14 protein-coding genes are annotated in these 19,723 nt (G+C 63.2%); all 14 read left to right on the top strand.

What is annotated here, in order from left to right:
- The 14 genes from mraY to ligA all read left to right on the top strand — a co-directional run bounded on the left by mraY (position 1) and on the right by ligA (position 18,661).
- Positions 1 to 1,083: a phospho-N-acetylmuramoyl-pentapeptide-transferase gene (gene mraY / locus JYP46_RS11315; protein ID WP_113155645.1), complete on the top strand. Its 1,083-nt coding sequence runs from the start codon at positions 1 to 3 to the stop codon at positions 1,081 to 1,083.
- Between the two features lie 10 nt (positions 1,084 to 1,093).
- The gene (gene murD, locus JYP46_RS11310; RefSeq protein WP_206548138.1) at positions 1,094 to 2,491 is read left to right on the top strand and encodes a UDP-N-acetylmuramoyl-L-alanine--D-glutamate ligase; all 1,398 of its coding nucleotides are present in this window, start codon (positions 1,094 to 1,096) and stop codon (positions 2,489 to 2,491) included.
- A 1-nt stretch (position 2,492) separates the two neighbouring features.
- Positions 2,493 to 3,647, top strand: a complete 1,155-nt coding sequence (gene ftsW, locus JYP46_RS11305) for a putative lipid II flippase FtsW (RefSeq protein ID WP_113155643.1) — start codon at positions 2,493 to 2,495, stop codon at positions 3,645 to 3,647.
- 1 nt (position 3,648) lies between these two features.
- Positions 3,649 to 4,773, top strand: a complete 1,125-nt coding sequence (gene murG, locus JYP46_RS11300; protein WP_206548137.1) for an undecaprenyldiphospho-muramoylpentapeptide beta-N-acetylglucosaminyltransferase — start codon at positions 3,649 to 3,651, stop codon at positions 4,771 to 4,773.
- The gene (gene murC / locus JYP46_RS11295) at positions 4,770 to 6,173 is read left to right on the top strand and encodes a UDP-N-acetylmuramate--L-alanine ligase (protein WP_113155641.1); all 1,404 of its coding nucleotides are present in this window, start codon (positions 4,770 to 4,772) and stop codon (positions 6,171 to 6,173) included. The genes murG and murC overlap by 4 nt, the downstream gene beginning before the upstream one ends.
- Positions 6,170 to 7,132, top strand: coding sequence for a UDP-N-acetylmuramate dehydrogenase (gene murB, locus JYP46_RS11290; protein ID WP_206548136.1), 963 nt, complete (start codon positions 6,170 to 6,172; stop codon positions 7,130 to 7,132). Before murC ends, murB begins: the two co-directional genes overlap by 4 nt.
- Before the next feature lie 342 nt (positions 7,133 to 7,474).
- Positions 7,475 to 8,401: a D-alanine--D-alanine ligase gene (locus JYP46_RS11285; RefSeq protein ID WP_113155639.1), complete on the top strand. Its 927-nt coding sequence runs from the start codon at positions 7,475 to 7,477 to the stop codon at positions 8,399 to 8,401.
- A gap of 29 nt (positions 8,402 to 8,430) precedes the next feature.
- Positions 8,431 to 9,309: a cell division protein FtsQ/DivIB gene (locus JYP46_RS11280; protein ID WP_206548135.1), complete on the top strand. Its 879-nt coding sequence runs from the start codon at positions 8,431 to 8,433 to the stop codon at positions 9,307 to 9,309.
- On the top strand, positions 9,306 to 10,622 hold the full coding sequence (gene ftsA / locus JYP46_RS11275) for a cell division protein FtsA (RefSeq protein WP_113155637.1): 1,317 nt from the start codon (positions 9,306 to 9,308) through the stop codon (positions 10,620 to 10,622). The genes JYP46_RS11280 and ftsA overlap by 4 nt, the downstream gene beginning before the upstream one ends.
- Before the next feature lie 69 nt (positions 10,623 to 10,691).
- Positions 10,692 to 12,404, top strand: a complete 1,713-nt coding sequence (gene ftsZ / locus JYP46_RS11270; protein WP_206548134.1) for a cell division protein FtsZ — start codon at positions 10,692 to 10,694, stop codon at positions 12,402 to 12,404.
- A 381-nt stretch (positions 12,405 to 12,785) separates the two neighbouring features.
- The gene (gene lpxC, locus JYP46_RS11265) at positions 12,786 to 13,724 is read left to right on the top strand and encodes a UDP-3-O-acyl-N-acetylglucosamine deacetylase (RefSeq protein WP_113155635.1); all 939 of its coding nucleotides are present in this window, start codon (positions 12,786 to 12,788) and stop codon (positions 13,722 to 13,724) included.
- Positions 13,725 to 13,895: 171 nt separating this feature from the next.
- Positions 13,896 to 14,738, top strand: coding sequence for an outer membrane protein assembly factor BamD (locus tag JYP46_RS11260; protein ID WP_222474089.1), 843 nt, complete (start codon positions 13,896 to 13,898; stop codon positions 14,736 to 14,738).
- A gap of 8 nt (positions 14,739 to 14,746) precedes the next feature.
- A complete protein-coding gene (gene recN / locus JYP46_RS11255; RefSeq protein ID WP_206548133.1) occupies positions 14,747 to 16,420 on the top strand; it encodes a DNA repair protein RecN in 1,674 nt (557 codons plus the stop codon).
- A 129-nt stretch (positions 16,421 to 16,549) separates the two neighbouring features.
- Entirely contained in the window at positions 16,550 to 18,661 is a 2,112-nt protein-coding gene (gene ligA, locus JYP46_RS11250; protein WP_206548132.1) for an NAD-dependent DNA ligase LigA, read from the top strand.
- The last annotated feature ends 1,062 nt before the right edge of the window (positions 18,662 to 19,723 follow it).

Raw genomic sequence — 19,723 nt, 5'->3', positions numbered from 1 at the left:
ATGCTCATGATGCTCGTTGACCTGGCCGATGAAGTTTCGGTTCTCAACGTATTTCGTTACATCACCTTCCGCACCGGCGGCGCGCTGATCACCTCGGCGCTGATCGTTTTCCTGTTCGGGCCGATGATCATCGCATCGCTGCGTGTGCGCCAGGGCAAGGGGCAGCCGATCCGCGCCGACGGTCCGCAGACCCATTTCAAGAAGGCCGGCACACCGACCATGGGCGGGCTCATGATCCTGTCGGGCATTCTGGGCTCCTGTGCGCTCTGGGCGAACCTCTCCAGCGTTTATGTCTGGGTGGTGCTGATGGTCACGCTGGGCTTCGGCGCCATCGGCTTCTATGACGATTATCTCAAGGTGACGAAGCAGTCGCATCTGGGCTTTTCGGGCAAGGCGCGCCTGACGGCCGAATTCGTGATTGCGGGCATTGCCGCCTGGGTCATCATGAATGCGGGGCAGGCGCCGTTCTCCTCGTCTCTGACCTTCCCCTTCTTCAAGGATTTCCTGCTCAATCTGGGCATCTTCTTCGTGCCTTTCGCGGCCTTCGTGATCGTGGGTGCGGGCAATGCCGTGAACCTGACCGATGGTCTCGACGGGCTTGCCACTGTGCCGGTCATGGTGGCGGCGGCGTCGTTCGGCGTGATCGCCTATCTCTCCGGTAACGCCATCTTCGCCAACTATCTGCAGATCCACTTCGTGCCCGGCACGGGTGAGCTGGCGGTGATCCTTGGCGCGGTGATCGGTGCGGGGCTCGGCTTCCTGTGGTTCAACGCGCCGCCGGCGGCAATCTTCATGGGCGACACGGGATCGCTGGCGCTTGGCGGCCTGATCGGCTCGGTTGCCGTGGCCACCAAGCACGAGATCGTGCTCGCCATCATCGGCGGCCTGTTCGTGGTGGAAATCCTTTCGGTGATCATTCAGGTGGCGGTCTTCAAGATGACCGGCAAACGGGTGTTCCTGATGGCCCCCATACACCATCACTTCGAAAAGCTCGGCTGGACCGAAAGCCAGGTGGTGATCCGTTTCTGGATCATTGCGGTGCTTCTGGCGCTGGTGGGCCTGTCCACCCTCAAGCTGCGCTAGGGCGGGCGCGATGATCCCGGCCTCCGTCTTCAAGGGCAGGAATGTCGCTCTGTTCGGGCTTGGCGGCTCGGGCATCGCGACGGCGCGCGCGCTGGTTGCCGGTGGCGCGGTGGTGACCGCGTTCGACGACAATCCCGAAAGCGTGGCGCGGGCTGCCGGCGAGGGCGTGCCCACGGGCGACCTGCGCGGCATCGACTGGAGCGCGCAGGATGCGTTCGTCCTGTCGCCCGGCGTGCCGCTCACCCATCCGCGCCCGCACTGGAGCGTGGAACTGGCCCAGGCGGCGGGTGTGGAGATCATCGGCGATGTGGAGTTGTTCGCCCGCGAGCGGCAGGCCCATGCGCCCGACGCACCGCTGGTGGCGATCACCGGCACCAATGGCAAATCGACCACCACGGCGCTGATCGCGCATATTCTCGCCGATGCGGGGCGCGACACGCAGATGGGTGGCAATATCGGCCGGGCGGTCATGACGCTCGACGCGCCGCAGCCCGAACGGCATTACGTGGTGGAGTGCTCCTCCTACCAGATCGACCTCGCACCGACGCTCGACCCCTCGGTCGGCATTCTCCTGAACCTGTCGCCCGATCATCTCGACCGGCACGGCTCGTTCGAGAATTATGCCTCGATCAAGGAGCGGCTGGTGGCGAAAAGCGGGCTGGCGATTGTCGGTGTCGACGATCCCGATTGCCGCCGCATCGCCGACCGGCTTGCTGAGGCAGGGCGCAGGGTCGAGCGCATTTCATCAACGTCCCGGCTCGATGACGGGTTCTATCTCGACGGGCTCGCCCTCATGCGGGCGGTGAACGGCGTTGCCGAACAGCTTGCCACACTTGAAGGCATCGGCTCGCTGCGCGGCGCGCACAATGCGCAGAACGCGCTTGCCGCACTGGCGGCCTGTCTGGAATGCGGGCTCAGCCTTGAAGAGATACAGGCCGGGTTCAACAGCTTTCCGGGGCTTGCCCACCGCATGGAGCAGGTGGCGCGCAAGGGGCGGGTGCTGTTCGTCAACGATTCCAAGGCGACCAACGCCGATGCGGCGGAGCGGGCGCTTTCAAGCTTTGAACGCATTTACTGGATTGCCGGCGGCCTGCCCAAGGATGGCGGGATTGAAACGCTGAAGAGCCTCTTTCCGCGCGTCGCCAAGGCCTATCTGGTGGGCGAGGCCGCACCAGTCTTTGCTGCTACGATCGGAGAGGCGACGGCGTTCGAGATTTCGGGTACCATAGACAAAGCCGTCGACCATGCGGCGCGCGATGCGGCGGGCGATCCCGCGCCGGAGGCTGTAGTCCTGTTATCGCCAGCCTGTGCGAGTTTCGATCAGTTCAGGAATTTTGAGGTGCGTGGCGATGCCTTCCGCGAGGCGGTTCGTTCGCTCGCCGGCGCCGAGATGATGGGGAGCAAGTGACATGGTGAGCCGCACCGACCGAAGCCCGGTTGCCAATTGGTGGTGGACCATTGACCGTTGGTTCCTTGGCGCGTTCCTGCTTCTTATGGGGCTTGGCGTCGTTCTGTCGTTTGCGGCAAGCCCGGCCGTTGCCGATCGCATCGGTCTGTCCAGCTTCCATTTCGTGACGCGTCAGATTGTCTACATGCTGCCTGCGGTGGTGGTGATGATCGGTGTTTCGTTCCTCAGCCCGCGTCTGGTGCGGCGACTGGCGCTCGTGATGCTGGTGGGCGCTCTGGCGCTGATGGTGCTGACGCTCTTTGCCGGTATGGAAGTGAAGGGCTCGCGGCGCTGGCTCCACATATTCGGCGTCTCCATTCAGCCTTCGGAATATCTGAAACCCGCCTTTGTGGTGATCTGCGCCTGGCTCTTCCATGAGCATGCGCGCCAGCCCGAAATTCCAGGCAATCTGTTTGCGATGCTGCTGCTCGGTCTCGTCATCGCGCTTCTGGTCGCGCAGCCCGATCTGGGTCAGACCATGCTGGTGCTTGGCACATGGGGCGCGATGTTCTTCATCGCCGGCATGCCGTGGCTCTGGATCGCCGTGCTCGGCGCGCTGGGCGCGGGCGGCGCGTTTCTCGCCTACACGATCTTCCCGCATGTGGCCGACCGTATTGACCGCTTTCTGACCGGCGAGGGCGACACCTATCAGGTGGACATGAGCATCGAGGCGATCACCCGTGGCGGCTGGTTTGGACGTGGGCCGGGCGAAGGCACGGTGAAGCGCATTCTTCCCGACAGCCACACCGACTTCGTGTTCGCCGTGGCGGGCGAAGAGTTCGGGATCATCATCCTTCTTATCATTTTGAGCATCTTCGCCTTCGTTGTGCTGCGCGGTCTTTCAAAGGCGCGCCGCGAAGAAGACGATTTTACGCGCTACGCGGTGAGCGGGCTGGTGATTCTGTTCGGCTTCCAGTCGATCATCAATATGGGCGTGAATGTCCGCATGCTGCCGGCCAAGGGCATGACGCTGCCCTTCATCTCCTATGGTGGTTCATCGCTGATCGCCATGGCTATTTCCATGGGCTTCGTGCTGGCGCTCACGCGCCGCAAGCCCGAAAAGCGCCGCCCGGTCGCCTATGCGCAGCCGGCGGGACGCGAGGCAGTCGCAGGATAACATGACCAAGGGTACGATCCTTCTTGCCGCCGGTGGGACCGGCGGTCACCTTTTTCCGGCCGAAGCTCTGGCGCACACGCTGCATGAGCGCGGCTGGTCGGTGCATCTGGCGACCGACCGGCGTGCGGCGCGTTTTGCCGGTTCGTTTCCCGCCGACGAGACGCACATCGTTGAGAGCGCCACGTTCGGTTCCAAAAATCCGATTGCGCTTCTGAAGGCCGGCTGGACCATCTGGCGCGGCGTCAAGCAGGCTTCGGTGATCCTGCAGCGGTTCAAGCCTGCCGCCGTGGTGGGGTTCGGTGGTTATCCGACGCTTCCGCCGCTTTATGCCGCCACACGGCGCAGCATACCGGCGCTGGTTCACGAACAGAACGCGGTGATGGGGCGCGCCAACAAGGCGCTGGCTGGCCGCGTGCAGGCGATTGCCGGCGGCTTTCTGCCGGATGAGGGCGCGTTTGCCGACAAGATCGTCGCGACGGGCAACCCGGTGCGCCCTGCGGTCATCGAAGCTGCGGCAGAACCCTATCGTGCGGCAGGCGCGCAGGAACCTTTCAGGCTTCTGGTGTTTGGCGGCAGCCAGGGCGCGCAGTTCTTTTCCGATGCGATCCCCGCAGCGGTTGCGCTGCTTGAGCCCGGGCAGCGCGCGCGGCTCGTCGTGACGCAGCAGGCGCGTCCCGAATACGAGGGCGAGGTGTGCGCGGCCTATGAGAAGCTCGGCGTGCCAGCCGAGGTCTCCACTTTTTTCAAGGATATGGCGCGCCGCATTGCCGATAGCCATCTGGTCATTTCACGCTCCGGCGCTTCGACTGTTTCGGAAATTGCGGCCATTGGCCGTCCGGCGTTTCTTGTGCCTTATCCGCATGCGCTCGATCACGATCAGGCGGCCAATGCGGCAGCGCTTGAGCGGGCCGGCGGCGCGGAGCTTCACGCCCAGTCAACGCTCTCGCCCGAGCGGCTTGCAGAGCTGATCGGCGGAGCCATGAACGATCCTCAACATCTGGCCGAGATGGCGGCTGCCGCGCGCAGCGTGGGCAAACCCAATGCAGCGGAGTTGCTTGCCGACCTCGTGGAGGCTATTGCCTCCGGCCAACCCGCAGACACAATGAAGGAAGGAACCCGCGCATGAAGATGCCGCAGACGATTGGAACCGTGCATTTCGTCGGCATCGGCGGCATAGGCATGAGCGGCATCGCCGAGGCGCTGCACACGCTTGGCTACAAGGTGCAGGGATCTGACCAGGCCGAGAACCCCAATGTGGTGCGCCTGCGCGAGAAGGGTATCGAGGTTTTCATCGGTCACGCCGGAGAAAATCTGGGCGAGGCGGAAGTCATCGTCGTTTCGACGGCCATCAGGAAAGACAATCCCGAGATCGTTGCGGCGCGTGAGAAGCATCTGCCCATCGTTCGCCGCGCCGAGATGCTGGCCGAGCTGATGCGCTTCGGTCAGGCGGTCGCCATTGGCGGCACCCATGGCAAGACGACCACCACATCGATGGTGGCGGCACTCTTCGATGCGGGCGGGTTCGACCCGACGGTCATCAATGGCGGCATCATCAACGCCTATGGCACCAATGCGCGCATGGGCGAGGGCGACTGGATGGTCGTCGAGGCCGATGAGAGCGATGGCACCTTCCTCAAGCTGCCCGCCGACATTGCCGTCATCACCAATATCGATCCCGAGCATCTCGATCATTACGGCGATTTCGACAAGCTGCGCGCGGCCTTCCGCCAGTTCGTCGAGAATGTGCCGTTCTACGGTTTTGCCGCCATGTGCATCGACCATGCCGAGGTGCAGGCGCTGGTTGGTCGCATCGAGGACCGCCGCGTCATCACCTATGGTGAGAACCCGCAGGCCGATGTGCGGTTCTCCAATCATCACATGGACGGTCCGGTCTCCGTGTTTGACGTGACATTCCGCGACCGCAAGACGGGCGAGACGCAGACGCTTGAGGGCCTGCGCCTTCCGATGCCAGGCCGCCACAATGTGTCGAACGCGACGGCGGCCATTGCCGTGGCGCATGAGCTTGGCATCGACCATGAGGCGATCCGCGCAGGTCTGGCGGGCTTTGGCGGCGTGAAGCGCCGCTTTACGCTTACGGGCGTGTGGAACGGCGTCAGCGTGTTTGACGATTACGGCCATCACCCGGTCGAGATCCGCGCCGTGCTGAAGGCTGCGCGCGAGGCGTGTCAGGGGCGCATTCTGGCGATTGCGCAGCCGCACCGCTATTCGCGCCTGCATGATCTGTTCGACGATTTCGCCGCCTGCTTCAACGAGGCGGACAAGGTGCTGGTCGCGCCGGTCTATTCGGCGGGCGAAGACCCGATCGAAGGCGTGTCGTCCGACACGCTCGTTTCGCGCATCCGCGCTTCGGGCCACCGCGACGTGGCGTATATCGAAGGGCCGGAAGCGGTCGAGCAGATTGTGCGCGACTGGGCGAAGGAAGGCGATTTCATCGTCTATCTGGGCGCCGGCAACATCACCCAGTGGGCCTATGCGCTGCCCAAAGAGCTTGAGGCCAAGGGATGAGTGGAGCGGAACTGCTGGAGCGTCTCGGCGACCGGCTGTCGGGCCTGCGCGGACGGCTGACGCCCGACGCCGGCATGGACAAGATCACCTGGTTTCGCGCCGGCGGTCCGGCTGATGTTCTGTTTCAGCCGGCCGATGAGGAAGACCTCTCCGCATTTCTGAAAGCGGTGCCGGAAGACATTCCGGTGACCATGGTGGGCATCGGCTCGAACCTTCTGGTGCGCGAGGGCGGCATTCGCGGTTTCGTGGTGCGGCTTTCAGCCAAGGGGTTTGGCCAGGCGGAAGTGGTTTCCGATACGCGCATTCGCGCGGGCGCGGCCATTCCCGACAAGCGGCTTGCCGCAGCGGCGCTTGAGGCCGGCATTGGCGGGTTTCATTTCTATCACGGCATTCCCGGTGGTCTGGGCGGTGCGCTGCGCATGAATGCGGGCGCCAATGGCGTCGAGACGAAAGAGCGGGTGATCGAAGTGCGCGCGTTTGACCGGAAGGGCGAGCTGCATGTCTTCTCCAATGCCGATATGGGCTATGCCTACCGGCATTCGGACGCGCCCCGTGACCTGATCTTCACCTCCGCTCTTATGGAAGGTTACCGGGAAGATCCCGATGTCATCCGCAGCGAGATGGATGCGGTTCAGCATCACCGCGAGACCGTGCAGCCGGTGCGTGAGAAAACGGGTGGCTCCACCTTCAAGAACCCGCCTGAAAGCTCGGCCTGGAAAGAGGTCGACAAGGCCGGGTGCCGCGGGCTGACCATTGGCGGCGCGCAGATGTCGCCCATGCACTGCAACTTCATGATCAACACCGGAACGGCGAGCGGCTACGACCTGGAATATCTGGGCGAGACGGTGCGCTCGAAGGTTCTTGAGCATTCGGGCGTTCGTCTCGAATGGGAGATCAAGCGCATCGGTGAATTCCGCGACGGTCGCGAGATCGACCCGTTTCTGGGGCAGATGCTCTAGTCTCGTTCCTGAATGAATGCCGGCCGCACGAAGATGCGGCCGGGGATATTTGCTCCCGCGCGGTCTATGTTGCGCCGCAGCAGTTTTGCCCCTCCCGGATGTGTCAAGTTGCGTCCCGGGGGTGTTTGCGTTCACAAAATGTAAAATTTTCAGAAAATTGAATCTTCGGGAATCTCAAGCCCTTGCCTTGGAATCAAACCTCTGATTCTTTGGCCCATAAGTAATCACTGATTTGAGTCGCGGCGTTCGGGTCGGGGGCTTTCCCATTTGAGGAGGTCTTGCTCGGCCAATGCGGAATATTGCCCGAAATTCCGGGCGCTTGGACAAGGGGGTAGCCGGAAAATGAAGAGGAAGCACGTTGCCGTCCTGATGGGGGGATTCTCCTCCGAGAGGCCGGTTAGTCTTTCTTCCGGTACTGCCTGCGCCGACGCTCTCGAAGTCGAGGGTTATGCTGTCACGCGCGTCGATGTGGGGCGCGATGTTGCGCGGGTCCTGTCTGATCTCAATCCCGATGTCGCGTTCAATGCTTTGCATGGTCCGTTCGGTGAAGACGGGGCCATTCAGGGTATTCTCGAATATCTCGACATTCCCTACACGCATTCCGGCGTGCTGGCGTCCGCGCTTGCCATGGACAAGCAGCTTGCCAAGACCGTGGCGAAGGCGGAGGGCATTCCGGTGGCCGACGCGCTGGTGGTCAACCGTTTCCAGATCGGCAATGAGCACCCGATGGAGCCGCCCTATGTGGTGAAGCCCGTCAATGAAGGGTCCAGCTTTGGTGTGGTGATCGTGCAGGAGGGGCAGAGCACGCCCCCGCAGATCATCAGCTCGACGGACTGGCAGTATGGCGAGCGCGTGATGGTCGAGCGCTATGTGGCCGGACGCGAGTTCACCTGTGCGGTGATGGGTGATCGTGCGCTCGGCATTGCCGAGATCATTCCGGTCGGTCACACCTTCTACGATTACGACTCGAAATACGTTCCGGGTGGGTCAAAACACGAATGCCCGGCAAAAATTTCACCAAATATTTACCAAAAAATAGAGACACTGGCCCTCACGGCACACAAGGCTATTGGCTGCCGGGGCGTGTCCCGGTCCGACTTCCGTTTTGACGATCGCAAATCCGCTGATGGAGAGCTTGTCTGGTTGGAGGTGAACACGCAGCCCGGCATGACGCCAACCTCTCTGGTGCCCGAGATCGCCGCAGCGGCGGGAATTGGGTTTGGTGAATTGTTGAGTTGGATTGTGGAGGACGCTTCGTGTTCTCGCTGACGTCATCAAAGGCTGGGAAGGACCGGTACATGGCAAGGCGTCGTGGCGGCGATGTGGTGCTGCCGCGCTGGCTGCGCCGGCCGGCCCGCTTCATGCAGCGCGTCAATGCGGGCGAAGTGGAGCCGCCGCGCTTTGGCGCGAGCATTGCAACAGCTGCCCTTCTCGGGGCGACCGCGATCTACGGAACGCTTGCCGGCGGACATCTGCCGCAGGTGGTGCAGAGCGTGACCGCGCGCACCGGTCTGGCGATTGCGCAGGTTCATGTGGTCGGCAATGATGAAACGTCCGAGATCGACGTGATCCAGGAAGTGGGTCTCGACGGCTGGACGGCGCTGGTCGGTTTCAGCGCCGAGGGCGCGCGCGAGCGGCTTTCCGCCCTGCCATGGGTCGAGGGTGTGGCTGTCCGCAAGATTTACCCGGCGACGCTTGAAGTCGACATCACCGAGAAGAAGCCTTTCGCGATCTGGCAGCACGGCAACGAGCTTTCCCTGATCGAGAAGGATGGTTCGGTGATCGCGCCGTTCGATGGCGGGCGCTACACGGCGCTGCCGATGGTGATCGGCATTGGTGCGCGTGAGGCCGGACCGGAGTTCATTGCCAAGGTGGCGCGTCATCCCGCGATTGCGGATGCAGTGCGCGCCTATATCCGCATTGGCGACCGGCGCTGGGATCTGCGTCTGAAGAATGGCGTGACCATCAAACTGCCCGAGCGTGACGAGGCGCTGACGCTGGCGACACTGGCTTCGCTTGATCGCCAGAAGGGCCTTCTGTCGCGTGACATCACCTCGGTGGATATGCGTCTTGGCGACCGCATCGCCATCGGTCTGTCCGAGGATGCCGCCGAGGATCACCAGGAAGCGATGCGCAAGCGTTACAAGGCGCGGATTGCAGGTGGGGCGCAGATATGAGCTGGTTATCAGATCCCAAGAAGAACGCTGCGCGCCGCTCCGGCATCATCACGGTTCTCGATGTTGGTTCGAGCAAGGTGTGCTGCATCATCGCCAAGCTCATGCCGGCGGAAGAAGGCCGGGCGCTGCGCCATCGCACGCATCGTGTGAAGGTTATCGGCATCGGTCATCAGCAGTCGCAGGGCGTGAAGTCCGGCGTCATCATCGATCTCGACCGGGCCGAGGAATCGATCCGGCTTGCGGTGGACGCTGCCGAGCGCATGGCGGGCCTGACGGTGGATTCGCTGATCGTCAACGTGTCGGCGGGACGCCTGCGCAGCGAGACGATCTCGGCGTCTATCAATCTTGGCGGTCACGAGGTCGCCCGGTCCGACATCAACCGCGTTCTCGCGGCCGGTGCGCGCCAGGGGCTCGAGACCGAGCGTGAAGTGGTGCATTCGCTGGCGACGGGCTTCAGCCTCGATGCCGAGCGCGGCATTCGCGATCCGCGCGGGATGGTTGGTGCGGAACTCGGCGTCGACATGCACATCCTGACGGCGGACGCAGCGCCGCTGCGCAATCTGGAGCTTTGCATCAACCGTTCGCACCTTTCGGTCGAGCGCATGGTGGCGACGCCCTACGCAAGCGGTCTGGCCGCACTTGTGGATGACGAGGCGCAGATGGGTGCGGCCTGCATCGACATGGGCGGCGGCACGACGACGATTTCCGTCTTCGCCGAAGGCAAGTTCGTGTGGGCCGAGGCGCTGCCGGTTGGCGGCAACCACGTGACCATGGATCTGGTGCGCGGCCTGTCGGCGCGGCTTGAGGATGCGGAGCGGCTGAAGGTCATGCACGGTTCGGCGCTCATCTCTTCGAGCGACGACCGGGACATCGTTTCGATCCACCCGATGGGGGCGGACCCGAGCGAACAGCCGATCCAGGTGCCGCGCGCCGTGATGACCCGGATCATCCGCGCGCGCATCGAAGAAACGCTGGAGATGGCTCGCGACAAGCTGAACCGCTCCGGATATGGCGGCCTGGTGGGGCGTCGGGTGGTGTTGACGGGTGGCGCTAGCCAGCTTGTCGGTCTGCCTGAGGCAACCCGCCGGCTATTCGGGCGCAATGTCAGGCTCGGGCGTCCGCTCGGCGTGGCGGGGCTTCCGGAAGCGGCCAAGGGGGCGGCTTTCTCCGCCTCGGTGGGCCTCTTGATCTATCCGCAGGTTGCGGAGTTCGAAAACCGTGGCCGCAGCGGAAAGAGCGGCATATTCACTCGCGCGACTGGCACTGGTGGCCGGTTCCAGCGCGTCAGCCAGTGGCTGAGAAGCAACTTCTAGCGGGGGCGGCCCCAAATTGACGACCGCGGCGGCGACCAGGCGGCGGCAAAGGCGGAAAGGACGAGGACAATGACTATCAATCTGCAGAAGCCGGACATTACCGAGCTGAAGCCACGCATCACCGTTTTCGGTGTCGGGGGCGGGGGCGGCAACGCCGTCAACAACATGATCAATGCCGGTCTGCGTGGCGTCGAGTTCGTTGTCGCAAACACCGATGCGCAGGCTCTGACCCAGTCCAAGGCCGAGCGCCTGATCCAGCTCGGCGCTGCCGTGACCGAGGGGCTTGGCGCCGGTTCGCAGCCGGAAGTTGGTAAGGCCGCCGCCGAAGAATGCATCGACGAACTGGTCGATCACCTGTCCTCCACCCACATGTGCTTCGTGACCGCCGGCATGGGCGGCGGCACCGGCACCGGTGCTGCGCCCGTTGTGGCCCGCGCCGCCCGCGAGAAGGGCATCCTGACCGTTGGCGTCGTCACCAAGCCGTTCCACTTCGAAGGCCAGCGCCGCATGAAGACGGCGGAAGCCGGCATCGAGGAACTGCAGAAGTGCGTTGACACGCTGATCGTCATCCCGAACCAGAACCTCTTCCGCATCGCCAACGACAAGACCACCTTCGCCGACGCCTTTGCGATGGCCGACCAGGTGCTCTACTCGGGTGTCGCCTGCATCACCGACCTGATGGTCAAGGAAGGCCTGATCAACCTCGACTTCGCCGACGTTCGCTCGGTGATGCGCGAGATGGGCAAGGCCATGATGGGCACCGGCGAAGCGTCCGGCGAGGGCCGTGCAATGGCTGCCGCCGAGGCTGCAATCGCCAACCCGCTGCTGGACGAGAGCTCCATGAAGGGCGCGCGTGGCCTTCTGATCTCGATCACCGGTGGCCGCGACCTGACCCTGTTCGAGGTGGACGAAGCTGCGACCCGCATTCGCGAGGAAGTGGACCCGGACGCGAACATCATTCTCGGCGCGACCTTCGACGAAGACCTGGAAGGCGTCATCCGCGTTTCGGTCGTCGCGACCGGCATCGACAAGTCGGCAGCGGAGATTTCCGCACCTGCATCCGCTTCGCGTCCGGCTCAGCCGCGTACGGTGGAAATGCAGCGTCCGGCAGCCGTTGAAGCCAAGCCGCAGGTTGTTGCCGATCCGGTGGCCGAAGCAATCCGTGAGGCCGAGCGCGCCGAGCCTGCTCCGGTAGCCGCCCGTGCGCCGACGCCGCGTCCTGCCGTCAGCAATGGTGGTTTCCAGCCGCAGAGCTCGCTCTTCCGTGGCGCACAGCCGGTTCAGCCGGCTCCGAAGGCCGCAGCGCCTGCGCCGGCTCCCAAGCCGGTACAGCAGCAGCCCGCACCGGCTCCGGTCGCCGCACAGGCTCCGCAGCAGCCGCAGCCGGCTCCGATGCAGCCGCGCGCCGAGCAGGTTCAGCCGCAGCCGCAGGCCGCCGCACCGCGCATGCCGCGCGTCGAGGATTTCCCGCCGGTCGTGAAGGCCGAGATGGAAGCCCAGGCGCAGGAGCATGAGGATCGTGGTCCGATGGGCCTGATCAAGCGCCTCACGCATGGTCTTTCGCGTCGTGACCCCGAGCAGGGTTATTCGGAGCAGCCGCGCGAGCCGAAGCTGCGTCAGGCAGCCCCGCAGGCGCGCCGTGCACCCGAAAGCGACGGTCAGCTCTATGCGCCGCGTCAGGGTCGTCTCGACGAGCATGGCCGCCTGACCACGCAGCAGCGCAATGTGCAGGAAGAGGATCAGCTGGAGATTCCCGCTTTCCTTCGCCGGCAGGCCAACTAGATCGCCGTGCATCCAATTGGATGCACAAAGGACGATCCAGGTTTTTGAAGAGCATCGGAATCAACCGAAAACCGGATTCCGCTTTTCGGTCCGATGCTCCGGCGGTAACGCCTGTAACGAAATGTCAGGGAGGGGGATGCGGCGCATCCCCCTTTTTGTTAAAATTTATTAAACAAATCATGTCGTTATGGCGGAATCTCATTTTTGTGATGCCGTAACAAGAAGTAAGAAAGCGTGATTTGGAGTCTGTATTTGGCGACATTATCTTCCGTCGCAACTAAAGGCGGGGCGTGGGACGCATTTTGGGGGTGTTGTCCTGAAAACCATGGACGTGCTGGCGCTTGACTGAGCGCAGGCCTTTGAGAGCTTACGGGGACCATTTTGCTCGAATATCAGACGACACTCAAATCGCGCTGTTCTCTCTCGGGTATCGGCGTTCACAGCGGTAAGCCCGTTTCCATTCACTTTTCTCCGGCTGAGCCTGACACGGGCATCGTGTTTCAGCGGATCGACGAGGCCGGCACCGGTCGCGTGATTCGCGCGCTCGCCTCTGAAGTCTGCCAGACGGATCTCTGCACGGCGCTGGGCGATGCCCGCGGCGAATATGTCGCCACCGTCGAGCATCTCATGGCAGCGCTTCTGGCTGTCGGCATCGACAATGTCGTGATCGAGATCGATGGCACCGAAGTGCCGGTTCTCGATGGCAGCGCCATCGGTTTCATGGATGCGTTCGAGCAGGCCGGCATTGCAACGCTTGCCGTCAAGCGCCGCTATATCCGCGTCGTCAAACCGGTTCGCGTCGACAATGGTGGTTCCTGGGCGGAGTTCCGCCCCTATGACGGCACGCGTTTCGAGGTCGATATCGATTTCGACACTCCGGCCATCGGCCGGCAGGCGCTTGCGCTGGACCTGAATGCCGGGAACTTCCGCAAAGAGGTTGCGCGCGCCCGTACCTTCGGTTTCATCAAGGATGTTGAGCGGCTGTGGGCTGCCGGCTATGCGCTGGGTTCTTCGCTGGAGAACTCGGTTGTCATCGGTGAGGACCACAAGGTCATCAACATGGAAGGCCTGCGCTACCCTGACGAGTTCGTGCGTCACAAGATGCTCGACGCCGTGGGCGATCTGGCTCTGGCCGGTGCGCGTTTCATCGGCTGCTTCCGCTCCTACCGTGGCGGACACCGACTCAATGCGGCTGCACTGCGCCACCTTCTGACCGACCATTCTGCCTACGAGATCGTCGAAACGACGCGTCGTGAGCAGGGACGTCGTGCGGAAATGGTTGCCGTCAGCGCACCCGTTTACGCGCCCTGGACGCTTTAGTTCTGCGCTTTATGCGCCAGTTCAGGGCCTGCGCTTCCTTCCTCGTGCCACAAAATTGTACGATTGGCGGGCAATAGCGTTGCCGCGTGGCGGTCATTTGCTCTATGACTGCGTTCCGATATCGATTTTCCGTTTGCGAGAGGCGAAATGCGTTCAACTTTTGTTGCCGGCATGACCAGGACAGGCAGAGCTGCCATCACGACAGCTTCCGTGCTTGGCGTTTCGCTTCTTCTTTCCGCCTGTAATGCGGAGAAGGACCTTGATCTGTCGACCTATGTCGAGCAGACCGATCCGGCTGACGTGCTCTACAATCAGGCGCTGGCCAACATGAATGCCGGACGGCTGAAGGAGGCGAGCGCGAAGTTCGAGTCCATCGACCGTCAGCACCCCTATTCGGAATACGCCCGCAAGGCGATGGTGATGAACACCTTCGCCAACTACCGGCAGGGCAAGTATGACGAGGCCATCAACAGCGGCAAGCGCTATGTGGCGCTCTATCCGACCACGGAAGATGCAGCCTATGCGCAGTATCTCGTTGGCCTGAGCTATTTCCGCCAGATCCGCGATGTGACGCAGGACCAGCGCGAGGCGCGCCGCACCGTCGAAGCGATGGAAGAGGTTGTGCAGCGCTGGCCGGATTCGGAATATGTGCCGGATGCCGAAGCCAAGATCCGCATTGCCCGCGACCAGCTCGCCGGCAAGGAAATGCAGATCGGCCGCTACTATCTCGAGCGTCGTGAATATGTTGCCGCCGTGCGCCGCTTCCGTGGTGTGGTGGAGAGCTATCCCAACACACGCCATGTCGAGGAAGCGCTCGCGCGCCTGACCGAAGCCTATTACGCGATGGGCCTGGTGTCGGAAGCGCAGACGGCTGCTGCCGTTCTGGGTCACAACTACCCGGACAGCCAGTGGTACAAGGATTCCTACGCATTGCTGCAGTCTGGCGGGCTGGAGCCGCGTGAAAACAGCGGTTCCTGGATTTCCAAGGCTGGAGCGGCAATTCTGGGCGGCTGACCCTAACCATGCTGTCTCATCTGTCGATCCGCGATATCGTCCTGATTGAACGCCTCGACATGGATTTTTCCTCGGGGCTCTCGGTTCTGACCGGTGAGACCGGCGCGGGCAAGTCCATCCTGCTCGATTCACTCTCACTGGCTCTTGGTGGCCGTGGCGACGCCTCACTGGTGCGCCATGGCGCAAATCAGGGGCAGGTGATCGCCGTGTTCGATCTGCCGGCGGCACACCCCGTGCGCGCCGTGCTGGCCGAGAACGCCATTGACGATGAGGGCGACGTCATTCTGCGCCGTGTGCAGAGCGCCGATGGCCGCACCCGTGTTTTCATCAACGACCAGCCATCCAGCGTTGCGCTGATGCGGCAGGTGGGGCGACAGCTTGTCGAGATCCACGGCCAGCATGACGAGCGCGCGCTTGTCGATGCCGCGATGCACCGCGACCTGCTTGACGCATTTGGCGGGCATGGGCCTGACGTTGAGCGTGTGCGCACCGCATGGCGCGATCTGCGCCAGTGTGAGCAGGAGCTTGCGCGGCACCGTGCGCGTGTTGAGGCTGCGGCCCGTGAGGCCGATTTCCTGCGCGCCTCGGTGGAGGAGTTGACCAAGATCGATCCGCGTCCGGACGAGGAAGCGGTGCTCGCCGGCGAACGCGCGGACATGATGCGTGCGGAGAAGATCGCGTCCGACATCTCCGATGCGCAGGAAGTGCTGTCTGGCCATGCGTCACCCGTGTCACAGCTCTCCAGCTTGCTGCGCCGCTTGCAGCGCAAGGCGGAAGAAGCGCCGGGCCTTCTTGACGGCATCATCGAACCGCTCGATTCAGCGCTTCTGTCGCTTGATGTCGCCCAGTCCGGCGTGGATGAGGCGATGCGCGCAACCGAGTTCGATCCGAAGCGTCTGGAAGATACGGAAGAGCGCCTCTTTGCGCTGCGCGCCGTTGCGCGCAAGCACAATGTGCAGGTGGATGATCTGGCCGAGCTGTGCGCCCGCATGGTGGGCGATCTGGATGATCTCGACGCCGGTGAGGAGCGCCTTGGCGCGCTGGAGGAGCGGGCGAAGGCTGCGATCGGTATCTACAGCGCTGCGGCGGAAGAGCTCTCTCAGCGACGCCGTGAGACGGCTCTGACGCTGAGCAAGGCCGTCATGGAAGAACTGCCGGCCCTCAAGCTGGAGCGCGCCGAGTTTATCGTGGAGATTGCCACCGAGGCCGACGACCGGGGCGAGGATGGCATCGACCATGTGGAGTTCTGGGTGCGGACCAATCCGGGCACCCGCGCAGGCCCGATGATGAAGGTCGCTTCGGGCGGCGAGCTTTCGCGCTTCCTGCTGGCCCTCAAGGTGGTGCTGGCGGATCGCGGTTCTGCGCCGACGCTCGTTTTCGATGAGATCGACACGGGCGTGGGCGGTGCGGTGGCAGATGCCATCGGTCAGCGCCTTGCGCGCCTTTCCGACCGCATTCAGGTACTTTCAGTGACCCATGCGCCGCAGGTGGCGGCGCGCGCGGGCACGCATTACCTGATCGCCAAGAGCGGCGATACGGACCGCGTCGCGACCGGCGTTTCGGTGATGAACACCGACGCACGGCGCGAAGAGATCGCCCGCATGCTGGCTGGCGCCACGGTGACCGACGAGGCGCGCGCAGCCGCGCACAAACTGCTTCAGGGCAACGCAGTCGCCTCCTGATCCATTCTTCTGTTCGGGGTTTGCCGGCGACCCTTGTCAGCAGGCTTCAGGCGCTTAAAAAGACCGCTGCCCCTATCGGGCGCGAATGTTTTACACTGCGCGCCGTTTCACACAGTCGGATCCATTGTCATGCCCAAAGCCAAGCCCGCCGTTGACACGCTGACGGAAGCCCAAGCCATTGAAGAACTCGAGGCGCTCGCCCTTGAGATCGCCAAGCATGACCGGCTCTATCACGCTGAAGACGCGCCGGCGATTTCGGATGCTGACTATGACGCGCTGCGGCGGCGCAACCTGGCCATCGAGCAGCATTTTCCGGCTCTGGTGCGGGACGATTCGCCTTCGCGGCGGGTTGGTGCGCCTGTCTCCGGGAAGTTCGAGAAGGTCCGGCACAAAGTGCCGATGCTGTCGCTCGACAATGCCTTTTCCGACGAGGACGTGATCGACTTCGTGGCGCGCATCCGCCGCTATCTGAAGCTTGCCGCCGACGCGCCGGTGGTGATGACCGCCGAACCCAAGATCGACGGCCTGTCGCTTTCTCTGCGCTATGAAAACGGTCGCCTGATCTCCGCCGCCACCCGTGGCGACGGGCAGGAGGGCGAGAACGTGACGGCCAATGCGCGTGTGGTGGCGGACATCCCGAGCGTGCTTGCAGGCAATCCGCCCGAGGTGATCGAGGTGCGCGGCGAGGTCTATATGACCCATGCCGACTTCTTCGCGCTGAACAAGCGCCAGGAAGAGGCGGGCAAGCAGACCTATGTGAACCCGCGCAACACGGCTGCCGGTTCGCTGCGCCAGCTCGATTCCTCCGTCACCGCCGCCCGGCCGCTGAAATTCTTTGCCTATGCATGGGGCGAGGTGTCGGAAATGCCGTCTGACACGCAGACGGGCATGGTGGAAGCGCTCGAGGAATACGGGTTCCGCGTCAACGATCTGATGAAGCGCTGCGAGAGTGCCGAAGCGCTTATCGCGCAGTATCGCAAGATCGAGGAAGAGCGCGCGATGCTGCCCTATGACATCGACGGCGTGGTCTACAAGGTGGACGATCTTGAACTGCAACGGCGGCTCGGCTTCGTCTCGCGCAGCCCGCGCTGGGCGATTGCCCACAAATTCCCGGCCGAGAAGGCGACGACGATCCTGCATGGCATCGACATTCAGGTGGGGCGCACGGGCGCGCTGACGCCGGTTGCGCGGCTGGAGCCGGTCACGGTCGGCGGGGTGGTGGTGACCAATGCGACGCTCCACAATGCCGAGGAGATCGAGCGGCTGGGCGTGATGGTCGGCGACACGGTGACGGTTCAGCGCGCCGGCGATGTGATCCCGCAGATCCTCGGCTTCATCGAGGAGAAGCGTCCCAAAGACGCCGTGCCCTTCGCGTTTCCCACGGTCTGCCCCTGCGATCTGAAGACGCCGGTGGTGCGCGAGGGCATCGGCTCTGGCGTTGAGGGGGTGGTGCGCCGCTGTTCGGGCGAGTTTGCCTGCCCGTTCCAGCGCGTGGAGCATCTGCGGCACTTCGTTTCGCGCCGCGCCTTCGACATTGACGGGCTTGGCGAGAAGCAGATCGAATTCTTCTTCAACGATCCCGACCTGCCGGTGAAAGCGCCGGGCGACATCTTCACGCTGGCTGCGCGCGACGCCGAAAGCTTCAAGAAGCTGAAGGACAAGGAAGGCTGGGGTGCAACCTCCGCCGTCAAGCTGTTCGAGGCCATTGAGCAGCGCCGCACGATCACGCTGGAGCGCATGGTCTATGCGCTTGGCATTCGCCATGTGGGCGAGCAGACGGCGAAGACCCTGGCGCGCGCCTATGGCAGCTGGCAGGAGTTCCACGACGCCGCGCTGGCGGTGGCCAATGGCGACGTGCAGGCGCGTGAGGAAATGGACGCGCTTGACGATATCGGCGATGCGGTGATCGCTTCCATCGCGCAGTATTTCGGCGAGGCGCACAACCGGGAACTGGTCGAGCGTCTGGCAGGCGAAGTGACCGTGAAGGAAGCCGAGCGCCCGGCCGCCGATTCGCCCGTGGCCGGCAAAACCATCGTCTTTACCGGTAGTCTGGAACGCATGTCGCGCGATGAGGCGAAGGCCATGGCCGAACGGCTGGGCGCGAAGGTTGCCGGCTCCGTCTCCAAGAAGACGGATCTGGTGGTGGCCGGCCCCGGCGCAGGCTCCAAGCTTAAGAAGGCGGCGGAGTTCGACATCGAGGTGATCGACGAAGACGCGTGGTTCGAGCGCGTCGGAGGTTAGAGCGCCATGCGTCTGTTCGGACGCACAACGGACGCTCTAACCCCTTGAAAGCACGATGCGCTTCAAACAGCGCGCCGTCGGTGGTGCACTGTTTGAAGCGCACCGTGCCGCTGGCCGTCTTTGGCTCGGTGATTATGCGGTCGTGGCGTTCTGGCATGGATCCCCGGGTCAAGCCCGAGGATGACGAGTGTGTTTTGACGCTGGTACGCAACCGTATTCGAACTGGACTGGACACCACCCCCCCGTCGTCATCCTCGGGCTTGACCCGAGGATCCATGCCCGGGCATCCGGACAGCTCCAGAAACGCTCTAACCCCTTGAAAGAACGATGCACCTCAAACAGCGCGCCGTCGGTGGTGCACTGTTTGAGGCGCACCGTGCCGCTGGCCTTCTTTGGCTGGGTGATGATGCGGTCGTGGCGTTCTGGCATGGATCCCCGGGTCAAGCCCGAGGATGACGAGTGTGTTTTGACGCTTGTACGCAACCGTATTTGAACTGTACTGGACACCATCCCCCGTGGTCATCCTCGGGCTTGACCCGAGGATCCATGCCCGGGCATCCGGACAGCTCCAGAAACGCTCTAACCTCCTGAAAGCACGATGTGCCTCAAACAGCGCGCCGTCGGTGGTGCACTGTTTGAAGCGCACCGTGCCGCTGGCCGTCTTTGGCTGGGTGATCATGGGTGGTGACGATCCGGCATGGATCCCCGGGTCAAGCCCGAGGATGACGAGTGTGTTTTGACGCTTGTACGCAACCGTATTCGAAATGGACTGGACACCATCCCCCGTCGTCATCCTCGGGCTTGACCCGAGGATCCATGCCTGAGCATCCGGACAGCTCCAGCAACGCTCTACCCCCTTGAAAGAACGATGCGCTTCAAACAGCGCGTCGTCGCTGGTGCACTGTTTGAAGCGCACCGTGCGGCTGGCCGTCTTTGGCTGGGTGATTATGCGGTCGTGGCGTTCTGGCATGGATCCCCGGGTCAAGCCCGAGGATGACGAGTGTGTTTTGACGCTGGTACGCAACCGTATTCGAACTGGACTGGACACCATCCCCCGTCGTC

The organism is Nitratireductor aquimarinus (assembly GCF_017255295.1).
Classification (GTDB): Bacteria; Pseudomonadota; Alphaproteobacteria; order Rhizobiales; family Rhizobiaceae; genus Nitratireductor; species Nitratireductor aquimarinus.
Note: the sequence above shows the minus strand (reverse complement) of the source record. Positions and strands in the feature narration are given on the sequence as shown.